Genomic DNA, 15,788 nt, shown 5'->3' with positions numbered 1-15,788 from the left:
ACCGATGCTGCCAATCGACGCGGTGCTCGGCGATCTGACGACAGCGCTCGAAGCGAACACGCGCGCCGTCCTCGTTGCGGAACCCGGCGCCGGCAAGACGACGGTCGTTCCGCTTGCCCTCCTCGACGCCCCCTGGCGCAGGGAGGCCGGCAACGACGGGCGCATCATCCTGCTCGAACCGCGCCGGCTCGCGGCGCGCGCAGCAGCGCAGCGTATGGCCTCGCTCCTTGGCGAAAGCGTCGGCGAGACGGTCGGCCTGCGCGTGCGGCTGGAAACCAAGGTCTCGGCAAGGACACGCATCGAGGTGGTCACCGAGGGTGTCTTCACCCGCATGATCCTCGACGATCCCGAACTTTCCGGCGTTGCGGCCGTGCTCTTCGACGAATTTCACGAACGCTCCCTCGACGGCGACCTCGGCCTTGCGCTGGCGCTCGATGCGCAAGCCGCGCTCAATGAGGATCTGCGTCTGCTGATCATGTCCGCGACCATCGACGCGCAGCGGATCTCGGCGCATCTGGACGGTGCTCCGGTGATCTCCTGTGCCGGGCGCAGTTTTCCCGTCGAGACGGTCTATCTCGGGCGCGACCCGCGAAAAGGGGCGGCTGATCAGGCCGCATCGGCCGTGCGCAAGGCGCTTTGCGAGGAGCACGGCTCCGTGCTCGTCTTCCTGCCGGGCCAGGGCGAGATCCGCCGCGCGGCCGATCTGCTTTCAGGCCACCTGCCCGCCGACACCGATCTCGCCCCGCTTTACGGCGCGCTGACGGGCGCGGAGCAAAACGCCGCGATCCGCCCGGCTCCCGACGGCCGACGCAAGGTGGTTCTGGCAACCTCCATCGCGCAGACCTCGCTCACCATCGAGGGCGTTCGGGTCGTGATCGACAGCGGGGTGTCGCGGGTTCCCGTCTACGAGCCGGCCACCGGACTGACGCGGCTGGAAACCGTCCGGGTCTCCCGGGCCGCCGCCGACCAGCGCCGGGGCCGCGCCGGACGCATGGAACCCGGTCTTTGCTACCGGCTGTGGGACGAACCGCAGACCGCAGCCCTTGCCCCCGACGACCGGCCCGCGATCCTGGAGGCGGACCTGTCGCGCCTTGTGCTCGATCTCGCCGCCTGGGGTGTGTCGGACCCGGCCGCCTTGCGATTTCTCGATGCGCCGCCGCCGGCTGCCTGGTCGCAGGCGGTCACGCTGCTGACGAGCCTCGGCGCGCTCGACGCCGGCGGCCTGCTGACCGGCGAGGGCAAGCGGATGATGCAGCTCGCCCTGCCGCCACGCCTGTCGCACATGCTGGTCGCGGCGGGGGGCGCGGGCTACGGAGGCCTTGCCGCCGAGATCGCCGCGCTCCTGTCGGAACAAGGTCTCGGCGGGCGGGACAGCGATCTGCGCGGCCGGCTCTCCGCCTTCCGCCGGACGAAGGACCCGCGCGCCAAATCCGCCCGCGCGCTCGCCGCACGCTGGCGCGCGGCGGCGGGCGTCGAGACCGGAGACCCCGACACGCAAGCCTGCGGGCACGTGCTGGCGCTGGCGTTTCCCGACCGGGTCGCGCAGGCGCAGGACGGGCGCGGCGGTTTTCGCATGGCCAATGGTCGCGCGGCGCGGCTGGAGGAAACCGACGCGCTCGCGCGCGCGCCCTTCCTCGTGCTCGCCGAGGTGCAGGGCACGGCGGCGCGCGGGCGCATCCTGCTGGCCGCCCCGATATCGCGCGAGGAGATCGAGACGCTTTTCGCCGACCGGATCGTGACGGAAACGCGGGTTGTCTGCGATGCGTCGGGTGCCGTGCGCGCGCGCCGCGTCCGTCGCTATGAAAAGCTGGTGCTTGCCGAGGACATCGAGCCGTCGCCCAACCCGGAAGCGGTCGCGGCGGCCCTGGCGGAGCACCTGACGAAAAAGGGTGCCGGCGCGCTCAACTGGTCGAAGGCGCAACGGGCCTTGCGCGGCCGGGTCATGGTGCTGCGCAGGATGCTTGGCGACAACGGCGCGGACGACTGGCCGGATCTTTCCGATGAGACCCTCACGGCAACGATGGACGACTGGCTTGCGCCCTATCTCGCCGGGGTCACGAAGGCATCGGAGATCGATGCCGCCTGTCTCGGCAATGCGCTCGCCGGGCTTCTGCCGCAGCACCGCATGGCGGAGCTCGAGCGGTTGACGCCCGCGCAGTTCGCGGCCCCATCGGGGTCGCGGATTGCCATCGACTACGCGCGCGAGGAAGGACCGACGCTTGCCATTCGCGTGCAGGAGCTCTTCGGCCTCGACACCCACCCCGCGATTGCCGGCGGACGCGTACCGCTGATCCTGGAACTCCTGTCGCCCGCCCATCGCCCGATCCAGATCACCAAGGACCTGCCGGGCTTCTGGCGCGGCTCCTGGGCGGCGGTGAAATCGGAAATGAAAGGCCGCTACCCCAAACACCCCTGGCCGGACGATCCGCTTGCCACGAAAGCGACCGCCCGGGCGAAGCCACGGGGCACGTGAGGTCGAGCAGAGGAATCTCCACGTCTATGTTTTGGGGCCGCCTTCAGCCGTCGAAGAGCTCAGCATGGGTTCCCGTTCTCACGAAAACAACCAGGTTCCTCGCCTCGTCGAGAAGATAGATCAGCAGAAAGTCGCCGCCGATGTGGCACTCGCGATGATCTTTCCAGTCGCCGATCAATGGATGATCGTTCAACTCAGGCGGCAAGGGAGCATCACTTGCAACGATCAAGCCCATAACGTCCTTGAGCTTCGCCATGTCAAACCGCCCGGTGCGGTTGAGACGTTCCCAGTCCTTGGAAAATTTTTTGGTGTAATCGAAGCGACGCGGAAGCCGGGCCCTTTTGGAAGACGCCGACTTCCCGCGATTTCGCCCCGAGGCCGATCAGCGACCCTCTAGTGCTTCGATCAGTTCATCTGCGGTATCGAAACGACCGTTCCGCTCCGCGCTCAGCGCTCTTGCCTCTTCCATCGCTGCGATGGTTTCTGCGTTCGGACGCGTCAGTTCGATGGGAAGCGCCTTTTCCCGCGCGATCCGTGTCAACGTCATGCGCACGACGTCCGAGATGGTCAAACCCAGACTGTCGAGCACAAGCGTTGCATCCTCCTTCAAGGCCGGATCGATCCGCGCCCGAACGTAGGTATTTCGAGGCATCGAGGTGTTCCTTCAAGCCTTGAATGCAGCCCAAATGAGCACCAGAAACAAGAAACCCCTCAATCCTCCTCGGCCATGGCGATCAGGCTGGCGTTGCCGCCGGCGGCCGCCGTGTTGATCGAGACGACCTGTTCCAGCGCGAAGCGCGGCAGATAGCCCGGACCGCCGGCCTTGGGACCGGTACCGGAGAGGCCCGAGCCGCCGAAGGGCTGCGTGCCGACGACGGCACCGATGGTGTTGCGATTGACGTAGACATTGCCGACCGACAGCCGGTCGACCACCTGCGCCACCGTCGCGTCGATGCGCGAGTGCACGCCAAGCGTCAGCCCGTAGCCGGTCGCGGCGATGGTCTCCAGCATCTTCGGCAGGTCGGCGGCCTTGTAGCGCACCACATGCAGGATCGGGCCGAAGGTCTCCTTCTCCAGCGCGTCCGGCTTGTCGAGTTCCACGATATGCGGCGCGACCCAAGTGCCGTTGGCGAGACCGTCCGTCGGCGTCGGACCGGCATAGGTGACCTTCTGTTTCGACCGCATGTCGTCGATATGCGCCATCAGCTTGTCACGCGCCGCCGCGTCGATCACCGGACCGATGTCGGTCGCGGGATCGGCCGGATCGCCGAGCGACATTTCCGCCGCCGCCCCCTTGAGCATGGCGAGCTGCTTGTCGGCGACATCCTCCTGCAGATAAAGGAGCCGCAGCGCCGAACAGCGCTGGCCGGCGGAGCGGAAGGCCGACATCATCACGTCGTCGCAGACCTGTTCGGGGAGCGCCGTCGCATCGACCAGCATGGCGTTGATGCCGCCGGTCTCCGCGATCAATGGCACGATCGGCCCGCGCTTTTCGGCCAAGGCGCGATTGATCGCCCAGGCGGTTTCGGTCGAGCCGGTGAAGGCAACGCCGGCCACGCGCGGCTCGGCGACAATCGCGGCCCCAAGCTCGCGCCCGCCGGGCGCCAGCAGGAACACATCCTCCGGCACGCCGGCCTCATAGAGCAGCTTTGCCGCCTCATGGGCCACAAGCGGCGTCTGGTCGGCGGGCTTTGCGATCACCGTGTTGCCGGCGAGAAGGGCCGCCGTCACCTGGCCGAGGAAGATCGCGAGCGGGAAGTTCCACGGCGAGATGCAGACGAAGACGCCGCGCCCGCGGAAGCGGTAGCGGTTTTCCTCGCCCGTGGGTCCCGGCATCAAGACGCCCTCGCCGAAGAGCTTTTCGGCTTCGGCTGCATAAAAGCGGCAGAAATCGACCGCCTCGCGCACTTCCGCCAGCCCGTCGGGCAGGGTCTTGCCGGCCTCGCGCGCCATCAGCGCCATCAGCTTCGCACTGTCGCGCTCCAGAAGATCGCCGACTTTCGCCAGCGCCTTCGCGCGCACATCGACCGGCGTGCGCGACCAATGCTGAAACCCCTTTTGCGCGACATCGAACAGCGCCCCGACCTCGCCCGCCTGCGCCTCATGCACGGTTCCGACCCGCGATCCGTCGACCGGCGACACCACGTCGCGCGGCGCCCCGTTCGAAGGGGCGCCCGGATAGCGCGGACGGGCATCCTCGATCTTCGACGGTGCGGCGGCCATTGCGTCGGTCAGCGCGATGCGGTCGGCGGCATAGCCGAACTCCAATCCCTTCGAGTTGTCGCGGCTCTCGCCGTAGAGATCGCGCGGCAGCGGGATCTTCGGATTGCGCGACTTTGTGCCGCCGGCCAGCAGATCCTGCGGCCGGGCGAGCAGTCTGGAAATCGGCACGGCGGAATCGCCGACCGCCGACACGAAGGAGGAATTCGCGCCGTTTTCCAGGAGGCGACGCACCAGATAGGCCAGCAAATCGCGGTGCCCGCCGACCGGCGCATAGATCCGGCAGGGATGGCCGTCGCGTTCAGACACCGCCTTGAACAGGCTTTCGCCCATGCCGTGCAGGCGCTGGAACTCAAAACCGCCCTCGTTGCCGGCCATGGTGATCACCTGGGCGACCGACAGCGCGTTGTGGGTGGCGAACTGCGGATAGAGCCGCGGACGGGCGGCGAGCATCGCCCGGGCGCAGGCGAGATAGGAGAGATCCGTGGCGGCCTTTCGGGTGAAGACCGGGAAGTCGTCAAGCCCGCGCTCCTGCGCGCGCTTGATCTCCGTGTCCCAATAGGCGCCCTTGACCAAACGCACCATGAACTTGCGGTCGAGCCGCGTCGCCAGGTCGATCACCCAGTTGACGGTTTCCAGCGCGCGCTTCTGATAGGCTTGGATGGCAAGGCCGAGGCCGCCCCACCCGGCAAGCGAGGGGTCGGACGCAACGGCTGCGAACACATCCAGCGAGATCTCGAGCCGGTCGGCCTCCTCCGCATCCACCGTGAAATTGAGATCATGACGCTTCGCCGCCTGGGCCAGTTCCAGGAGGCGCGGCGCGATCTCGTCGCGCGCGCGGGTTCCCTTCACGGCCTCGTAGCGCGGGTGCAGCGCGGAAAGCTTCACCGAAATGCCGGGCCTCTCCGGCAGCCCCTTCTTGCCGGCGGCGGCGCCGATGGCCTCGATGGCATCGGCATAGGAGCGGAAATAGCGCTCCGCGTCCTCGGCGGTGCGCGCGCCCTCGCCGAGCATGTCGTAGGAGTAGCGGTAGCCCTTGGCCTCTTGCGACCGCGCCCGCGACAGGGCCGCCTTGATCGTCTCGCCGAGCACGAACTGGTGGCCCAAAACCCGCATCGCCTGACGGGTCGCACCGCGAACCGCCGGCATGCCCATGCGCTTGACCAGCGAAGCGAGAATGGTGTTCGGCTTCTCGCCGGGGTGAATGAGCTGCGAGGTGACGCCCAGCGCCCAGGAGGAGGCGGACACGAGCCAGGTGTCGGAGGGGCCGTGCTCGCTTTCGTCGAAGCGGGCGGCGGCGAGCTTGTCCTCGATCAGCTTGTCGGCGGTCCTGGCGTCCGGCACGCGCAGCAGCGCCTCGGCCAGCACCATCAACGCCAGTCCCTCGCGCGTCGACAGGCCATACTCGCGCAGGAAATCCTCCACGCCGCCAAGCCCGCCGATGGCGGAACGGATCGTCTGGATGTAGCCCGACGCAATGTCGTCGACACGTGCCTCGCCGCCGGTGTCGAACCCGACCTGACCGACCAGCGCGCGCACGACCTTTTCGTCGGCCGGCGCGAAGGCGGCGCGAAACGGCGAAAGCTCCGGACCGGGCGATGTCACGGGCACACGGTCGACGGACTGGCTCATGCTGTTCTCCTCACGATGCAAATTTGTCCCGGCGGCTGGCTCGCGCGACGGCGCGAAAGCCCTCCTTCATTTTCATTAGTCTAACGCGGTTTTGACCGTTATTCTGATCGAAATAAGCACCAAAATCTGAGGTATTCTCGGTGAAGAACGAAAATTCAGAGGAATTCACGCCGCTTGATCGCACCGACCGACGCATCCTCGGCGTGCTGCAGAGCGACGGCCGCATCACGACAACGGATCTTGCCGCACGGGTCAACCTCTCCCCCACTGCCACGGCGGAGCGGATGAAACGGCTTGTCCGGGAGGGCTATATCCTGCGCTTTTCCGCAGAACTCGATCCGCTCAAGCTCGGCCAGGGGCTCTTGATCTTCCTTCAGGTGAAACTCGACCGCACGACGCCGGAGGTGTTCGATGCCTTTGCCCGCGCGGTGAAGCGCGTGCCGCAGGTGCTGGAGTGCCACATGGTGGCGGGCGGCTTCGACTATCTGGTCAAGGCCCGCGTCTCCGACATGGCGTCCTACCGCAAGCTTCTGGCGGACGCCGTTCTCGACCTGCCCGGCGTACGCGAAACCCACACATACGCGGTGATGGAAGAGGTCAAGGACACGCACGTCCTGTCGCTCGACTGATCCGCCCGGCTCCCCTCTTTGCTGACGCACCCGTCACGAAGCCGTGTCTTGACCCTCGCGCCAGGCTCTTGCACCTAACGGAAAAAGGGAAGGATCGATCATGCACCTCCGCCTGCCGCCGTTTTCGAAGACACTCCTGAGCGCCGCGGCCCTCGCACTCATGGCGATGGCGCCGGCACGGGCGGAAACGCCGGACGTGCAAAAGTGGGGTCTCGTGGTGAAGGAAGCGCGCGGGCAGACGGTCTATTTCCATGCCTGGGGCGGCGAGCCGCGCATCAACGCCTTCATCGATTGGGCGGGCGAAACGCTTAAACAGCGTCACGACATCACGGTCGAACACGTCAAGGTCGGCGACGCCGCCAATGTCGTCAGCCGCATCGTCGCCGAGAAGGCCGCGGGCAAGGAGACGGATGGCGCGGTCGATCTCGTGTGGATCAACGGCGAGAACTTCATTTCCCTGAAAAAAGCCGGCCTGCTGATGGCGCCCGGCTGGGCGACGAAATTGCCGAACTGGCCGCTGGTCGACGTTGCGAACAAACCCGCCGTGGTCACCGACTTCACAGAGCCGACCGAGGGACTGGAAAGCCCCTGGGGCATGGCGAAGCTGGTGTTCATGCATGACACCGCGACGCTCGCCGAACCGCCGACGACGCTTGCCGCCCTTGCCGCCCATGTGGCGGAGAACCCCGGCCGCTTCACCTATCCGCAGCCGCCGAACTTCCACGGCTCGACCTTCCTGAAGCAGGTGCTGGCGACCACCATCGCCGAACCCGGCAAACTGACCCGGCCGGTCGACCCGCAAACCTTCGAGGCGGACACCGCACCGCTGTTCGCCTATCTCGACGCGCTGCATCCGAACCTGTGGCGCCAGGGCCGGGCCTTTCCGCAGAACCAGCCGGCGATGCGCCAGCTCCTTGCCGACGGCGAGGTCGACATCGCCTTCACCTTCAACCCGTCCGGCGCCTCGGCGGCGATCGCCTCCGGCGAGTTGCCGGATACCGTGCGCACCTTCGTCCTCGAGGGCGGCACCATCGGAAACGCCCATTTCGTCGCCATTCCCTTCAACGCCTCCGCCAAGGCCGGCGCGCTGGTGCTCGCCAACTTCCTGATCTCGCCGCAGGCCCAGGCGCGCAAGCAGGATCCGCAGATCTGGGGCGATCCGACCGTGCTTGCCGTCGCACGGCTCGAGAGCGACGACCGCGCCCGCTTCGAGGCGCTCGACCTCGGCATCGCGACGCTTTCGCCGGAAGACCTCGGCCCGGTGATCGACGAGCCGCACGCAAGCTGGATGACGGAGCTGGAGCGCGCGTGGACCAAGCGCTACGCGGCGCAGTGACCGGACCGCACGGGCCGGCGCCATGCTGAGGGCCGCGCCGTTTCTCACGCTAGCGCTGATGCTCGGACCCGTGATCGCCGGGCTTGCGGGCACGCTGCTGCCGGCGGCGGGCTACGTGCCCGCGCTTGGCGGCACGAGCGTGTCGCTCGAGCCGGTCCGCGCCCTTCTCGCCCAGCCGGGGCTGGCCACCTCCGTGCTTCTCAGCCTGTTTACCGGACTGGCGGCGACGCTTGGCGCCTTTGTCATCGTCATGCTGTTCACCGCTGCCTTCGAGGGCACGCGGATGTTTCGCGGCGTGAAGACGCTGCTCTCGCCGCTCCTGTCGGTTCCCCATGCCGCCGCCGCCTTCGGCCTCGCATTCCTGATCGCCCCGTCGGGATGGGCGATGCGGCTCGTCTCGCCCTGGGCGAACGGCATGACCCGCCCGCCCGACGTGCTGATCATCGGCGATCCCCATGGCCTTGCCATGACCTTCGGCCTGATGGCGAAGGAAATCCCCTTCCTGTTTCTCATGGTGCTGGCGGCGCTTCCGCAGACGAAATCGCTGGCGGCGCGACGGGTTGCGACCGGTCTCGGCTATGCCCCCGTTGCCGGATGGCTCAAGGTCGTCCTGCCGCGCGTCTACCCACAGATCCGCCTGCCCGTCTTCGCCGTGCTCGCCTATGCCACCTCCGTTGTCGACGTGGCGCTGATCCTGGGGCCGACCACGCCCGCGCCGCTCGCCGTCCGGCTCGTTGCCTGGATGAACGATCCGGACCTCTCCTTCCGCTTCATGGCATCTGCCGGCGCGCTGTTGCAGCTTGCCATCAGCCTCGGCGCCATCGGCCTGTGGATCGTGGGCGAGAGACTGGCGATCCACGTCGGGCGCCGCTGGACCGACGGCGGGGGGCGGCGTTTCGCCGACCGCTGGGTCGCCCTTGCCGCAGGCGCCGGGATGGCTGCGCTCATCGGCGCCCTGCTGCTCGGCCTTTGCGTCTTGTGCCTGTGGTCCCTTGCCGGCCCCTGGCGCTTTCCCGACGCGCTTCCCGCGCATCTGTCGTTCGACAACTGGCTCCGTCATCTGGGCGCAATCTCCGAGGCGGTCGGCGTGACGCTTTCCATCGCCCTTCCCGTCACCGCACTCGCCGTCGTGCTGGCACTCGCCTGCCTGGAAGGCGAGACGCGCAAGGGCCGCGCGCTGCGCCACCGCACGCTGCCGCTTCTTTATGTGCCGCTGATCGTGCCGCAGATCGCCTTCCTGTTCGGCCTGCAGATCCTGTTTCTCCTGTGCGGTCTGCACGATACGCTGCTCGCGGTCGCGCTCTCCCATCTCGTCTTCGTGCTGCCTTACGTCTTTCTGGCGCTCTCCGATCCCTGGCGCGCCGCCGATCCGCGCTACGGCCATGTCGCGACCGCACTTGGCGCTCCACCCGACCGCGTCTTCTGGCGCGTGCGTCTGCCGCTGGCGCTGCGCGCGACCGCAACGGCGGCAGCACTCGGCATCGCCGTCTCGGTCGCACAATATCTGCCGACGCTCCTGATCGGCGGCGGGCGCTTCGCCAGCGTCACGACAGAGGCGGTCGCGCTTGCAGCCGGCGGCAACCGCCGCCTCATCGCGATCTACGCCCTGCTGCAGATGGCGCTTCCCTTCCTCGCCTTCGCCCTGGCCGCGCTGGTTCCCGGCGTTGCCTTCAGGGCGCGGCGCGACCTTCAGCCCTCGACATGACGGAGGCCTTGCCCTTGCCCGCCGACACGCCTGCCGGCCTTCGCTTCCAGGACGTGCGGATCGCCCGCGCCGGACAGCCGCTGATCGCGCTTGATGCCCATATCGCTCCGGGAGATGTTTTGACGGTGATGGGGCCGTCCGGTGTCGGCAAATCCACCTTGCTTGCCTATGCGGCCGGCTTTCTCGATTCCGTGTTTCAGGCCTCGGGTGCCGTGCTGGTCGACGGGACGGATGTCACGCGGCTTGCCGCGCATGAGCGTCACATGGGTCTCTTGTTCCAGGACCCGCTGCTGTTTCCGCACCTCTCCGTCGGCGGCAATCTCGCCTTCGCGCTGCCGCCCCGCTTGCGCGGCCGCGCGGCGCGCAAGGCCGCCATCGCGGCTGCGCTGGCGGAGGTCGGGCTTGCCGGGCTGGAAAAGAGGGACCCGGCCACGCTCTCGGGCGGTCAGAAGGCCCGCGTGGCCCTGATGCGGGTGCTGGTCAGCGCCCCGCGCGCGCTGCTTCTGGATGAACCCTTTTCAAAACTCGATACCGCGCTTCGCGGACAGATCCGGGACCTGGTGTTCGAAATGGCGCGCGCCCGCGGCCTGCCCGTCCTGCTCGTCACCCATGACGCAGCGGATGCGCAAGCGGCCGCCGGCGCGATTGTCGAGATCGCGCCGGCCTGATCAGAACGCGGTTCCTGCCTGCGCGCCTCTCAGGGCAGCATTTCTGCCTGCGCGCCTCTCAGGGCGCGGTGTCCGCCGACGCCGCCTGCAGAAGTCCGTAGCGCTCGATGCCGATTTGCTCGATCAGCTGCAGCTGGGTCTCCAGATAATCGATGTGGTCTTCCTCGTCGCCAAGCAGTTCCTCGAACAGACGCAGGGTCACATAATCCGACGCGGTCTTGCAGATCTCGCGGGCTTCGCGATAGAGCGCACGGGCGGAATACTCGCCGGCGAGATCGGCCTCCATCACTTCCTTCAGCGACTGGCCGATGCGCAAGGGATCGAGGCTTTGCATGTTGGGAAAGCCTTCCAGAAACAGGATCCGCTCCACCAGCTTGTCCGCATGCTGCATTTCCTCGATCGATTCCATGCGCTCCTTGGCCGCAAGCTTCGCGTAACCCCAGTCCTCCAGAAGCCGGTAGTGCAGCCAGTACTGGTTGACCGCCGTCAGTTCGTGGCGCAGCGCCTTGTTCAGATAGTCGATGACTTTCGCGTCACCCTTCATCGGAGTTCTCCCTGTTGCCGCCCGCCGCCTTGCGGTCCTCGGACGCCTCCTCGTGGATGATCGGTATGATCGAACTGAAACAGCCACCACAGCGCGGGCGTTTGCCGAGCGCGCGAAACACGGCACCCGGCGTCGCGATCACGCCGTTGGGACCGCTTTGCAGCTCGCGCGCGGCGCGGCGCAGCTCCTTGTCGGTCAGTACATTGCAGGAACACACAATCACGCAGGTTTTCCGTCCGTTCGAGGCAAGAGCCGGTTTTCCCTCGTCAAGCGCACCGTCCCAGCCTACATATGGAAGCCGGTAGCCGGAAGCAAATGCAACCCGCCTCCGCCGAACCCGAAAGGCCGCCACATGACACCGCCAAGCGACCGCAAGACGCTCGTCCTCACCGGCGCGAGCCGAGGCATCGGCCATGCCACGGTGAAGCGCTTTTCCGCGGAAGGCTGGCGTGTCATCACCTGCTCGCGCCATGCGTTTTCCGACAAGTGCCCCTGGCCGTCGGGACCGGAAGACCACATCCAGGTCGATCTGTCCGACCCGGAAAACCTGGGCGTGGCGATCGCGGAAATCCAGAAGCGCCTCGTCGACGGCGGATCCAGACTGCATGCGCTGGTCAACAACGCCGGCATCAGCCCCAAGGAAGACGACGGCGGGCGGATGAATTCGCTGACGACGCCGATGCATGCCTGGCGCACGGTGTTCCAGGTAAACTTCTTCGCGCCGATCCTGCTGGCACGCGGCCTGTTCAAGGAACTGTCGAACGCCAAGGGCGCGGTGGTGAACGTCACCTCCATCGCCGGCATCCGCGTGCATCCCTTCGCGGGCACCGCCTATGCCACCTCCAAGGCGGCGCTTGCCAGCCTGACGCGCGAAATGGCGGCCGATTTCGGTCCGCACGGCATCCGCGTCAACGCGATTTCCCCGGGCGAGATCGACACCGCGATCCTGTCCCCCGGCACCGAGGACATGATCGGCGATATTCCGCTGCGCCGTCTCGGCCTGCCCCAGGAGGTCGCCGAGACGATCTTCTTCCTGTGTTCCAGCCAGTCGTCCTATGTCACCGGCGCGGAAGTGCATGTGAACGGCGGCCAGCACATCTGAGCGCTCGCTTTCCCGCGTGCCGCGGCGACCGCCGCGATCCGGGCCCGCCGGACGCCCCCCCGGCGCGCGCGCCCAAGAGGTGCAGGGCCCGCACTGCCCACCGGGAATTTGCCGGGAAAACGGCCGAAATCCACCCAGGGTTTTAGGTTTCTATACAAGTATCTTGCTGATTGTAATGACTAAATAATCGGCACTACTTTCACTTTCGGCGAAGAATTTAGAAAATCATAACAGGTTCGCGCGTCTTCTATACAGCGACCGGCCGCAGCGTCGCGGTCATATCCGATTGTCCAGAGGCACGTCATCCGTCCTGTCTCCAGCCAGCCGGCTCTAGGGAGTCCCCATGAACTTGAAAATCGGACACCGTCTCGGTGCGCTTGTTCTTCTCTTCGCCCTCGGCATCGCCGCGCTTCTTGCGGTCCAGGTGTCCGGTTACCGCTCACGGCTCGTGGAAGACCGCAAGGCCGAGCTGACCCACATCGTGGAGACCGCGACATCGATGGTCGCCCGCGAATACGCCCTTGCGCAGTCCGGTGACAAGACCGAGGAGCAGGCCAGGCGCGACGCCTCGGAAATGCTGCGCGCGCTGCGCTATGGCGGCAACGAGTATTTCTGGGTGAACGACATGCAGCACGTCATGCTGATGCATCCGTTCTCGGCCAAGCTGGAAGGCAAGAACCTTGAAACACTTGAGGACAAGGACGGCACGCGCTTCTTCTCCGAGTTCGTCAAGCTGGCCAAGACAAAGGGCTCCGGCCTCGTCGAATACTACTGGCCGAAGCCCGGGTCGGAAGAGCCGGTCCTGAAATATTCCTACATCAAGGCCTTCCAGCCCTGGGGCTGGGTTATCGGTACGGGTGTCTATGTCGACGACCTGGACGCGATTTTCTATTCCGAACTCCTGCGCCTTTCCGGCATCGTCCTGGTGATCCTCGCCCTGTGCGGCGGCATCTGCATGCTGTTGGTGCGCTCCATCACAAGGCCGATCAATGCACTTGGCGACCGCATGCGCTCCCTGCGCGACGGGGATACCGACAGCGAGGTGCCCGGCGTGGAGCGCGGCGACGAGATCGGCGACATGGCCCAGGCCCTGGAAGCCTTCCGCGAGGCGGCAATCGAACGCGAGCAACTGAGTGTCAACCAGTCTCGGGCCCAGGCAACCGAGATCGAGCGCCAACAGCGCATCGACGCCATGATCGGAGACTTCCGCGTTGTCATCGCCGACCTTCTGAACGAAGCGGAACAGACGAACGCAACCTTCGGCAGCGCCGCCGAAACACTGTCTCTTTCCGCATCCGCAAGCGCCGAACGCACCACCAACGCCTCCGCGACATCGCAAAGCGCCTCGGAAAACGTGCAGTCGGTGGCAAGCGCGGCGGAAGAACTCGCCGCCTCGATCTCCGAAATCTCGCGCCAGGTCGGGCAGACCACCCAGGTCGTCACCGACGCCACGGTCAACGCACAGGACGCCAACGCCAAGGTCGCAGGCCTCGCGGCGGCGGCCAACAAGATCGGCGAGGTCGTGACCCTGATCCAGGCGATCGCCGAACAGACCAACCTCTTGGCGCTCAACGCCACCATCGAGGCGGCGCGCGCGGGCGAGGCCGGCAAGGGCTTTGCGGTCGTCGCGGCGGAAGTGAAGGAGCTCGCCACCCAGACGTCGAAGGCGACCGAGGAAATCGGCGCCCAGATCGGCGCGATCCAGGGATCGACCGGCGAGGCCGTCGACGTGATCGGCGTGATCGCCCGCACGATGGAAGACGTGAACGGCTATACGGCCGCCATCGCCGCCGCGGTCGAGCAGCAAGGCTCCGCGACCGGAGAGATCTCGCGCAACGTGCAGCATGCCGCGGAAGGCACCCGCGCCGTCGCCGTCGACCTCGACGGCCTGCTGTCGACGGCGGAACAGTCGACGGCGAGCGCCAACGATGTTCTGGACGCCTCCCGCCAGGTTACCCAGACATCGCACAGGCTGAAGACAGAATTCGAAACCTTCCTGGCGAAGGTTGCGGCGGCCTGATCCAGCCAGACGTTTGAAATCTATAGAAAAGCGCGCTCGAAACCCGGGCGCGCTTTTTTTCGCTGACCATTCAGGGGTGCATAAGAGCCGGTTTACCAATTTCAGGTAGCGTATCGTTTCCAGTCGGGAAAAAAATTGTTAGATCTTTAGGAGACTGCCGGCCATGGCCCTGTTTTCACGTCTCAATCTGGTTTCAATTGTCTCCCTGGCAGCCGCTGTCATGATCACCGCCGCGCTGGGAACCGTTGCCATCGTGATACACTTGGTTTTGTCCGAACGCATCCAGGCGGATGCCGTCGCACGGCAGAACACCAGCCTGCGGGTTGCCGCAACCGAGGTCGGACAGGACATGCCCGGCACCGAGATCACCTGGGCGGAGGACGGCAACGTCTCCCGCGTGGTCATGGCAAACATTCCCGACGAGATTACCGATCACGGCATGATCGACAAGATCGGACGCATGACCGGCGAGACGGTCACCGTCTTCAAGTGGGACCCCGAGACGCGGGACTTCTGGCGCAAGACGACGAACATCATCAAGCCCGATGGCTCACGCGCCGTTGGCACGAAACTCGGCCAGACCGGCGCCGTCTATCCGGTGGTTACCAAGGGCGAGACCTTTCGTGGCGAGGCCGTCATTCTCGGAACGCCCTATTTCACCATCTACGAACCGATCTATTCGCCCGGCGGCGACATCGTCGGCATTCTCTACGCCGGGGTTCGCAAGGCACAGATCACGGCGCTGATGAGCGCCGTCACCGACAAGCTGATGATCGCCTTCGTCCCGATCCTGTTCGTGGCGGTCGGCGCGATGGCGCTGCTCTCCCGCCGGCTTCTGCGCCCGATCCCGCAAATCGCGAAGGTTGCCCGACGCATCGCGGACGGTGCGCATGACGCAGACGTCCCCTTTACCGCCCGCAAGGACGAGATCGGCGCGATCGCCAAGGCGGTCGAGGTCTTCAAGCAGCGTGCGATCGAGCGCGAGACGCTTGCGCTGGAACGCGACACCTCGGAAACGCGAACCCGCGAGCGCCAGGCGCGCACCGAAGAGCTGATTTCCGGTTTCCGTGGCACGGTGCAGCAGCTGATCGGCACGGTGAGCGAGACGGCGCAAGGTCTCGACCAGACGGCGCGCGAATTGAGCGCCTCCGCCCAGGACAGCGCGGAACGCGCCGGCGAGACGGCCGATGCAAGTTCGGCCGCGACCGACAGCGTGCAGACCGTGGCAAGTGCTGCCGAGGAGCTTTCCGCCTCCATCGCCGAGATCTCCCGCCAGGTCGGCCAGACCACCCAGGTCGTCTCCCAGGCGACCGAGGGCACGCATGCCACCAACGAAAAGATCGCCGGCCTCGCCCAGGCGGCCAGCAAGATCGGCGAGGTGGTGAAACTCATCACCGACATCGCCGAGCAGACCAACCTTCTGGCGCTGAACGCCACCATCGAGGCGGCGCGGGCAGGC

Annotated in this window: 12 protein-coding genes and 1 pseudogene; 8 read left to right on the top strand and 5 right to left on the bottom strand. The window is 66.4% G+C overall.

The annotated features are described in order from the left end of the window. Positions 1-4: 4 nt before the first annotated feature. On the top strand, positions 5-2,473 hold the full coding sequence (gene hrpB, locus G572_RS0109765; protein ID WP_245566194.1) for an ATP-dependent helicase HrpB: 2,469 nt from the start codon (positions 5-7) through the stop codon (positions 2,471-2,473). 43 nt (positions 2,474-2,516) lie between these two features. Here the strand turns inward: hrpB and G572_RS0109760 are convergent. From G572_RS0109760 to putA, 3 genes and pseudogenes are all read right to left on the bottom strand, one after another. Next, a pseudogene (locus G572_RS0109760) lies at positions 2,517-2,783 on the bottom strand (type II toxin-antitoxin system RelE/ParE family toxin); the annotation flags it as partial. 72 nt (positions 2,784-2,855) lie between these two features. Continuing rightward, complete coding sequence (locus tag G572_RS0109755; RefSeq protein ID WP_029058308.1) at positions 2,856-3,125, bottom strand: type II toxin-antitoxin system RelB/DinJ family antitoxin; 270 nt, start codon at positions 3,123-3,125, stop codon at positions 2,856-2,858. A gap of 59 nt (positions 3,126-3,184) precedes the next feature. Further along, positions 3,185-6,325 (bottom strand): bifunctional proline dehydrogenase/L-glutamate gamma-semialdehyde dehydrogenase PutA, encoded by a 3,141-nt coding sequence (gene putA, locus G572_RS0109750; protein WP_029058307.1) that lies wholly within the window; start codon positions 6,323-6,325, stop codon positions 3,185-3,187. A 140-nt stretch (positions 6,326-6,465) separates the two neighbouring features. Between putA and G572_RS0109745 the strand changes: the two genes are divergently transcribed. From G572_RS0109745 to G572_RS0109730, 4 genes are all read left to right on the top strand, one after another. Then, on the top strand, positions 6,466-6,954 hold the full coding sequence (locus G572_RS0109745) for an Lrp/AsnC ligand binding domain-containing protein (RefSeq protein ID WP_029058306.1): 489 nt from the start codon (positions 6,466-6,468) through the stop codon (positions 6,952-6,954). 100 nt (positions 6,955-7,054) lie between these two features. Beyond that, positions 7,055-8,290, top strand: coding sequence for an ABC transporter substrate-binding protein (locus tag G572_RS0109740; protein ID WP_037546457.1), 1,236 nt, complete (start codon positions 7,055-7,057; stop codon positions 8,288-8,290). 22 nt (positions 8,291-8,312) lie between these two features. Further along, entirely contained in the window at positions 8,313-9,995 is a 1,683-nt protein-coding gene (locus G572_RS0109735; RefSeq protein WP_029058304.1) for an ABC transporter permease, read from the top strand. Continuing rightward, a complete protein-coding gene (locus G572_RS0109730; protein WP_029058303.1) occupies positions 9,992-10,663 on the top strand; it encodes an ATP-binding cassette domain-containing protein in 672 nt (223 codons plus the stop codon). The genes G572_RS0109735 and G572_RS0109730 overlap by 4 nt, the downstream gene beginning before the upstream one ends. 58 nt (positions 10,664-10,721) lie before the next feature. On the opposite strand, the gene bfr is transcribed toward G572_RS0109730, so the two are convergent. Together bfr and G572_RS25440 are read right to left on the bottom strand one after the other, a co-directional pair. Continuing rightward, positions 10,722-11,207: a bacterioferritin gene (bfr, locus tag G572_RS0109725; protein ID WP_029058302.1), complete on the bottom strand. Its 486-nt coding sequence runs from the start codon at positions 11,205-11,207 to the stop codon at positions 10,722-10,724. After that, positions 11,197-11,430, bottom strand: a complete 234-nt coding sequence (locus tag G572_RS25440; RefSeq protein ID WP_051242206.1) for a (2Fe-2S)-binding protein — start codon at positions 11,428-11,430, stop codon at positions 11,197-11,199. Before G572_RS25440 ends, bfr begins: the two co-directional genes overlap by 11 nt. 129 nt (positions 11,431-11,559) lie before the next feature. Here G572_RS25440 and G572_RS0109715 point away from each other — a divergent pair, with 129 nt between their 5' ends. The 3 genes from G572_RS0109715 to G572_RS0109705 form a co-directional block, all read left to right on the top strand. Then, entirely contained in the window at positions 11,560-12,309 is a 750-nt protein-coding gene (locus G572_RS0109715; protein WP_029058301.1) for an SDR family NAD(P)-dependent oxidoreductase, read from the top strand. A 343-nt stretch (positions 12,310-12,652) separates the two neighbouring features. Beyond that, positions 12,653-14,329: a methyl-accepting chemotaxis protein gene (locus G572_RS0109710; protein WP_029058300.1), complete on the top strand. Its 1,677-nt coding sequence runs from the start codon at positions 12,653-12,655 to the stop codon at positions 14,327-14,329. A 163-nt stretch (positions 14,330-14,492) separates the two neighbouring features. Beyond that, a partial coding sequence (locus tag G572_RS0109705) for a methyl-accepting chemotaxis protein (RefSeq protein ID WP_029058299.1) occupies positions 14,493-15,788 on the top strand: 1,296 nt, incomplete at its 3' end.

Origin of the sequence: Stappia stellulata DSM 5886, assembly GCF_000423705.1 — a bacterium.
Taxonomy (GTDB): Bacteria; Pseudomonadota; Alphaproteobacteria; order Rhizobiales; family Stappiaceae; genus Stappia; species Stappia stellulata.
The sequence above is the reverse complement of the archived record's forward strand: the minus strand, read 5'-3'. Positions and strand labels throughout refer to the sequence as shown.

Coding starts and splice junctions, on each gene's coding strand:
- hrpB (WP_245566194.1), top strand. CDS start 5: ATGCTGCCAATCGACGCGGTGCTCGGCGATCTGACGACAGCGCTCGAA.
- G572_RS0109755 (WP_029058308.1), bottom strand. CDS start 3,125: ATGCCTCGAAATACCTACGTTCGGGCGCGGATCGATCCGGCCTTGAAG.
- putA (WP_029058307.1), bottom strand. CDS start 6,325: ATGAGCCAGTCCGTCGACCGTGTGCCCGTGACATCGCCCGGTCCGGAG.
- G572_RS0109740 (WP_037546457.1), top strand. CDS start 7,055: ATGCACCTCCGCCTGCCGCCGTTTTCGAAGACACTCCTGAGCGCCGCG.
- G572_RS0109735 (WP_029058304.1), top strand. CDS start 8,313: ATGCTGAGGGCCGCGCCGTTTCTCACGCTAGCGCTGATGCTCGGACCC.
- G572_RS0109730 (WP_029058303.1), top strand. CDS start 9,992: ATGACGGAGGCCTTGCCCTTGCCCGCCGACACGCCTGCCGGCCTTCGC.
- bfr (WP_029058302.1), bottom strand. CDS start 11,207: ATGAAGGGTGACGCGAAAGTCATCGACTATCTGAACAAGGCGCTGCGC.
- G572_RS0109715 (WP_029058301.1), top strand. CDS start 11,560: ATGACACCGCCAAGCGACCGCAAGACGCTCGTCCTCACCGGCGCGAGC.
- G572_RS0109710 (WP_029058300.1), top strand. CDS start 12,653: ATGAACTTGAAAATCGGACACCGTCTCGGTGCGCTTGTTCTTCTCTTC.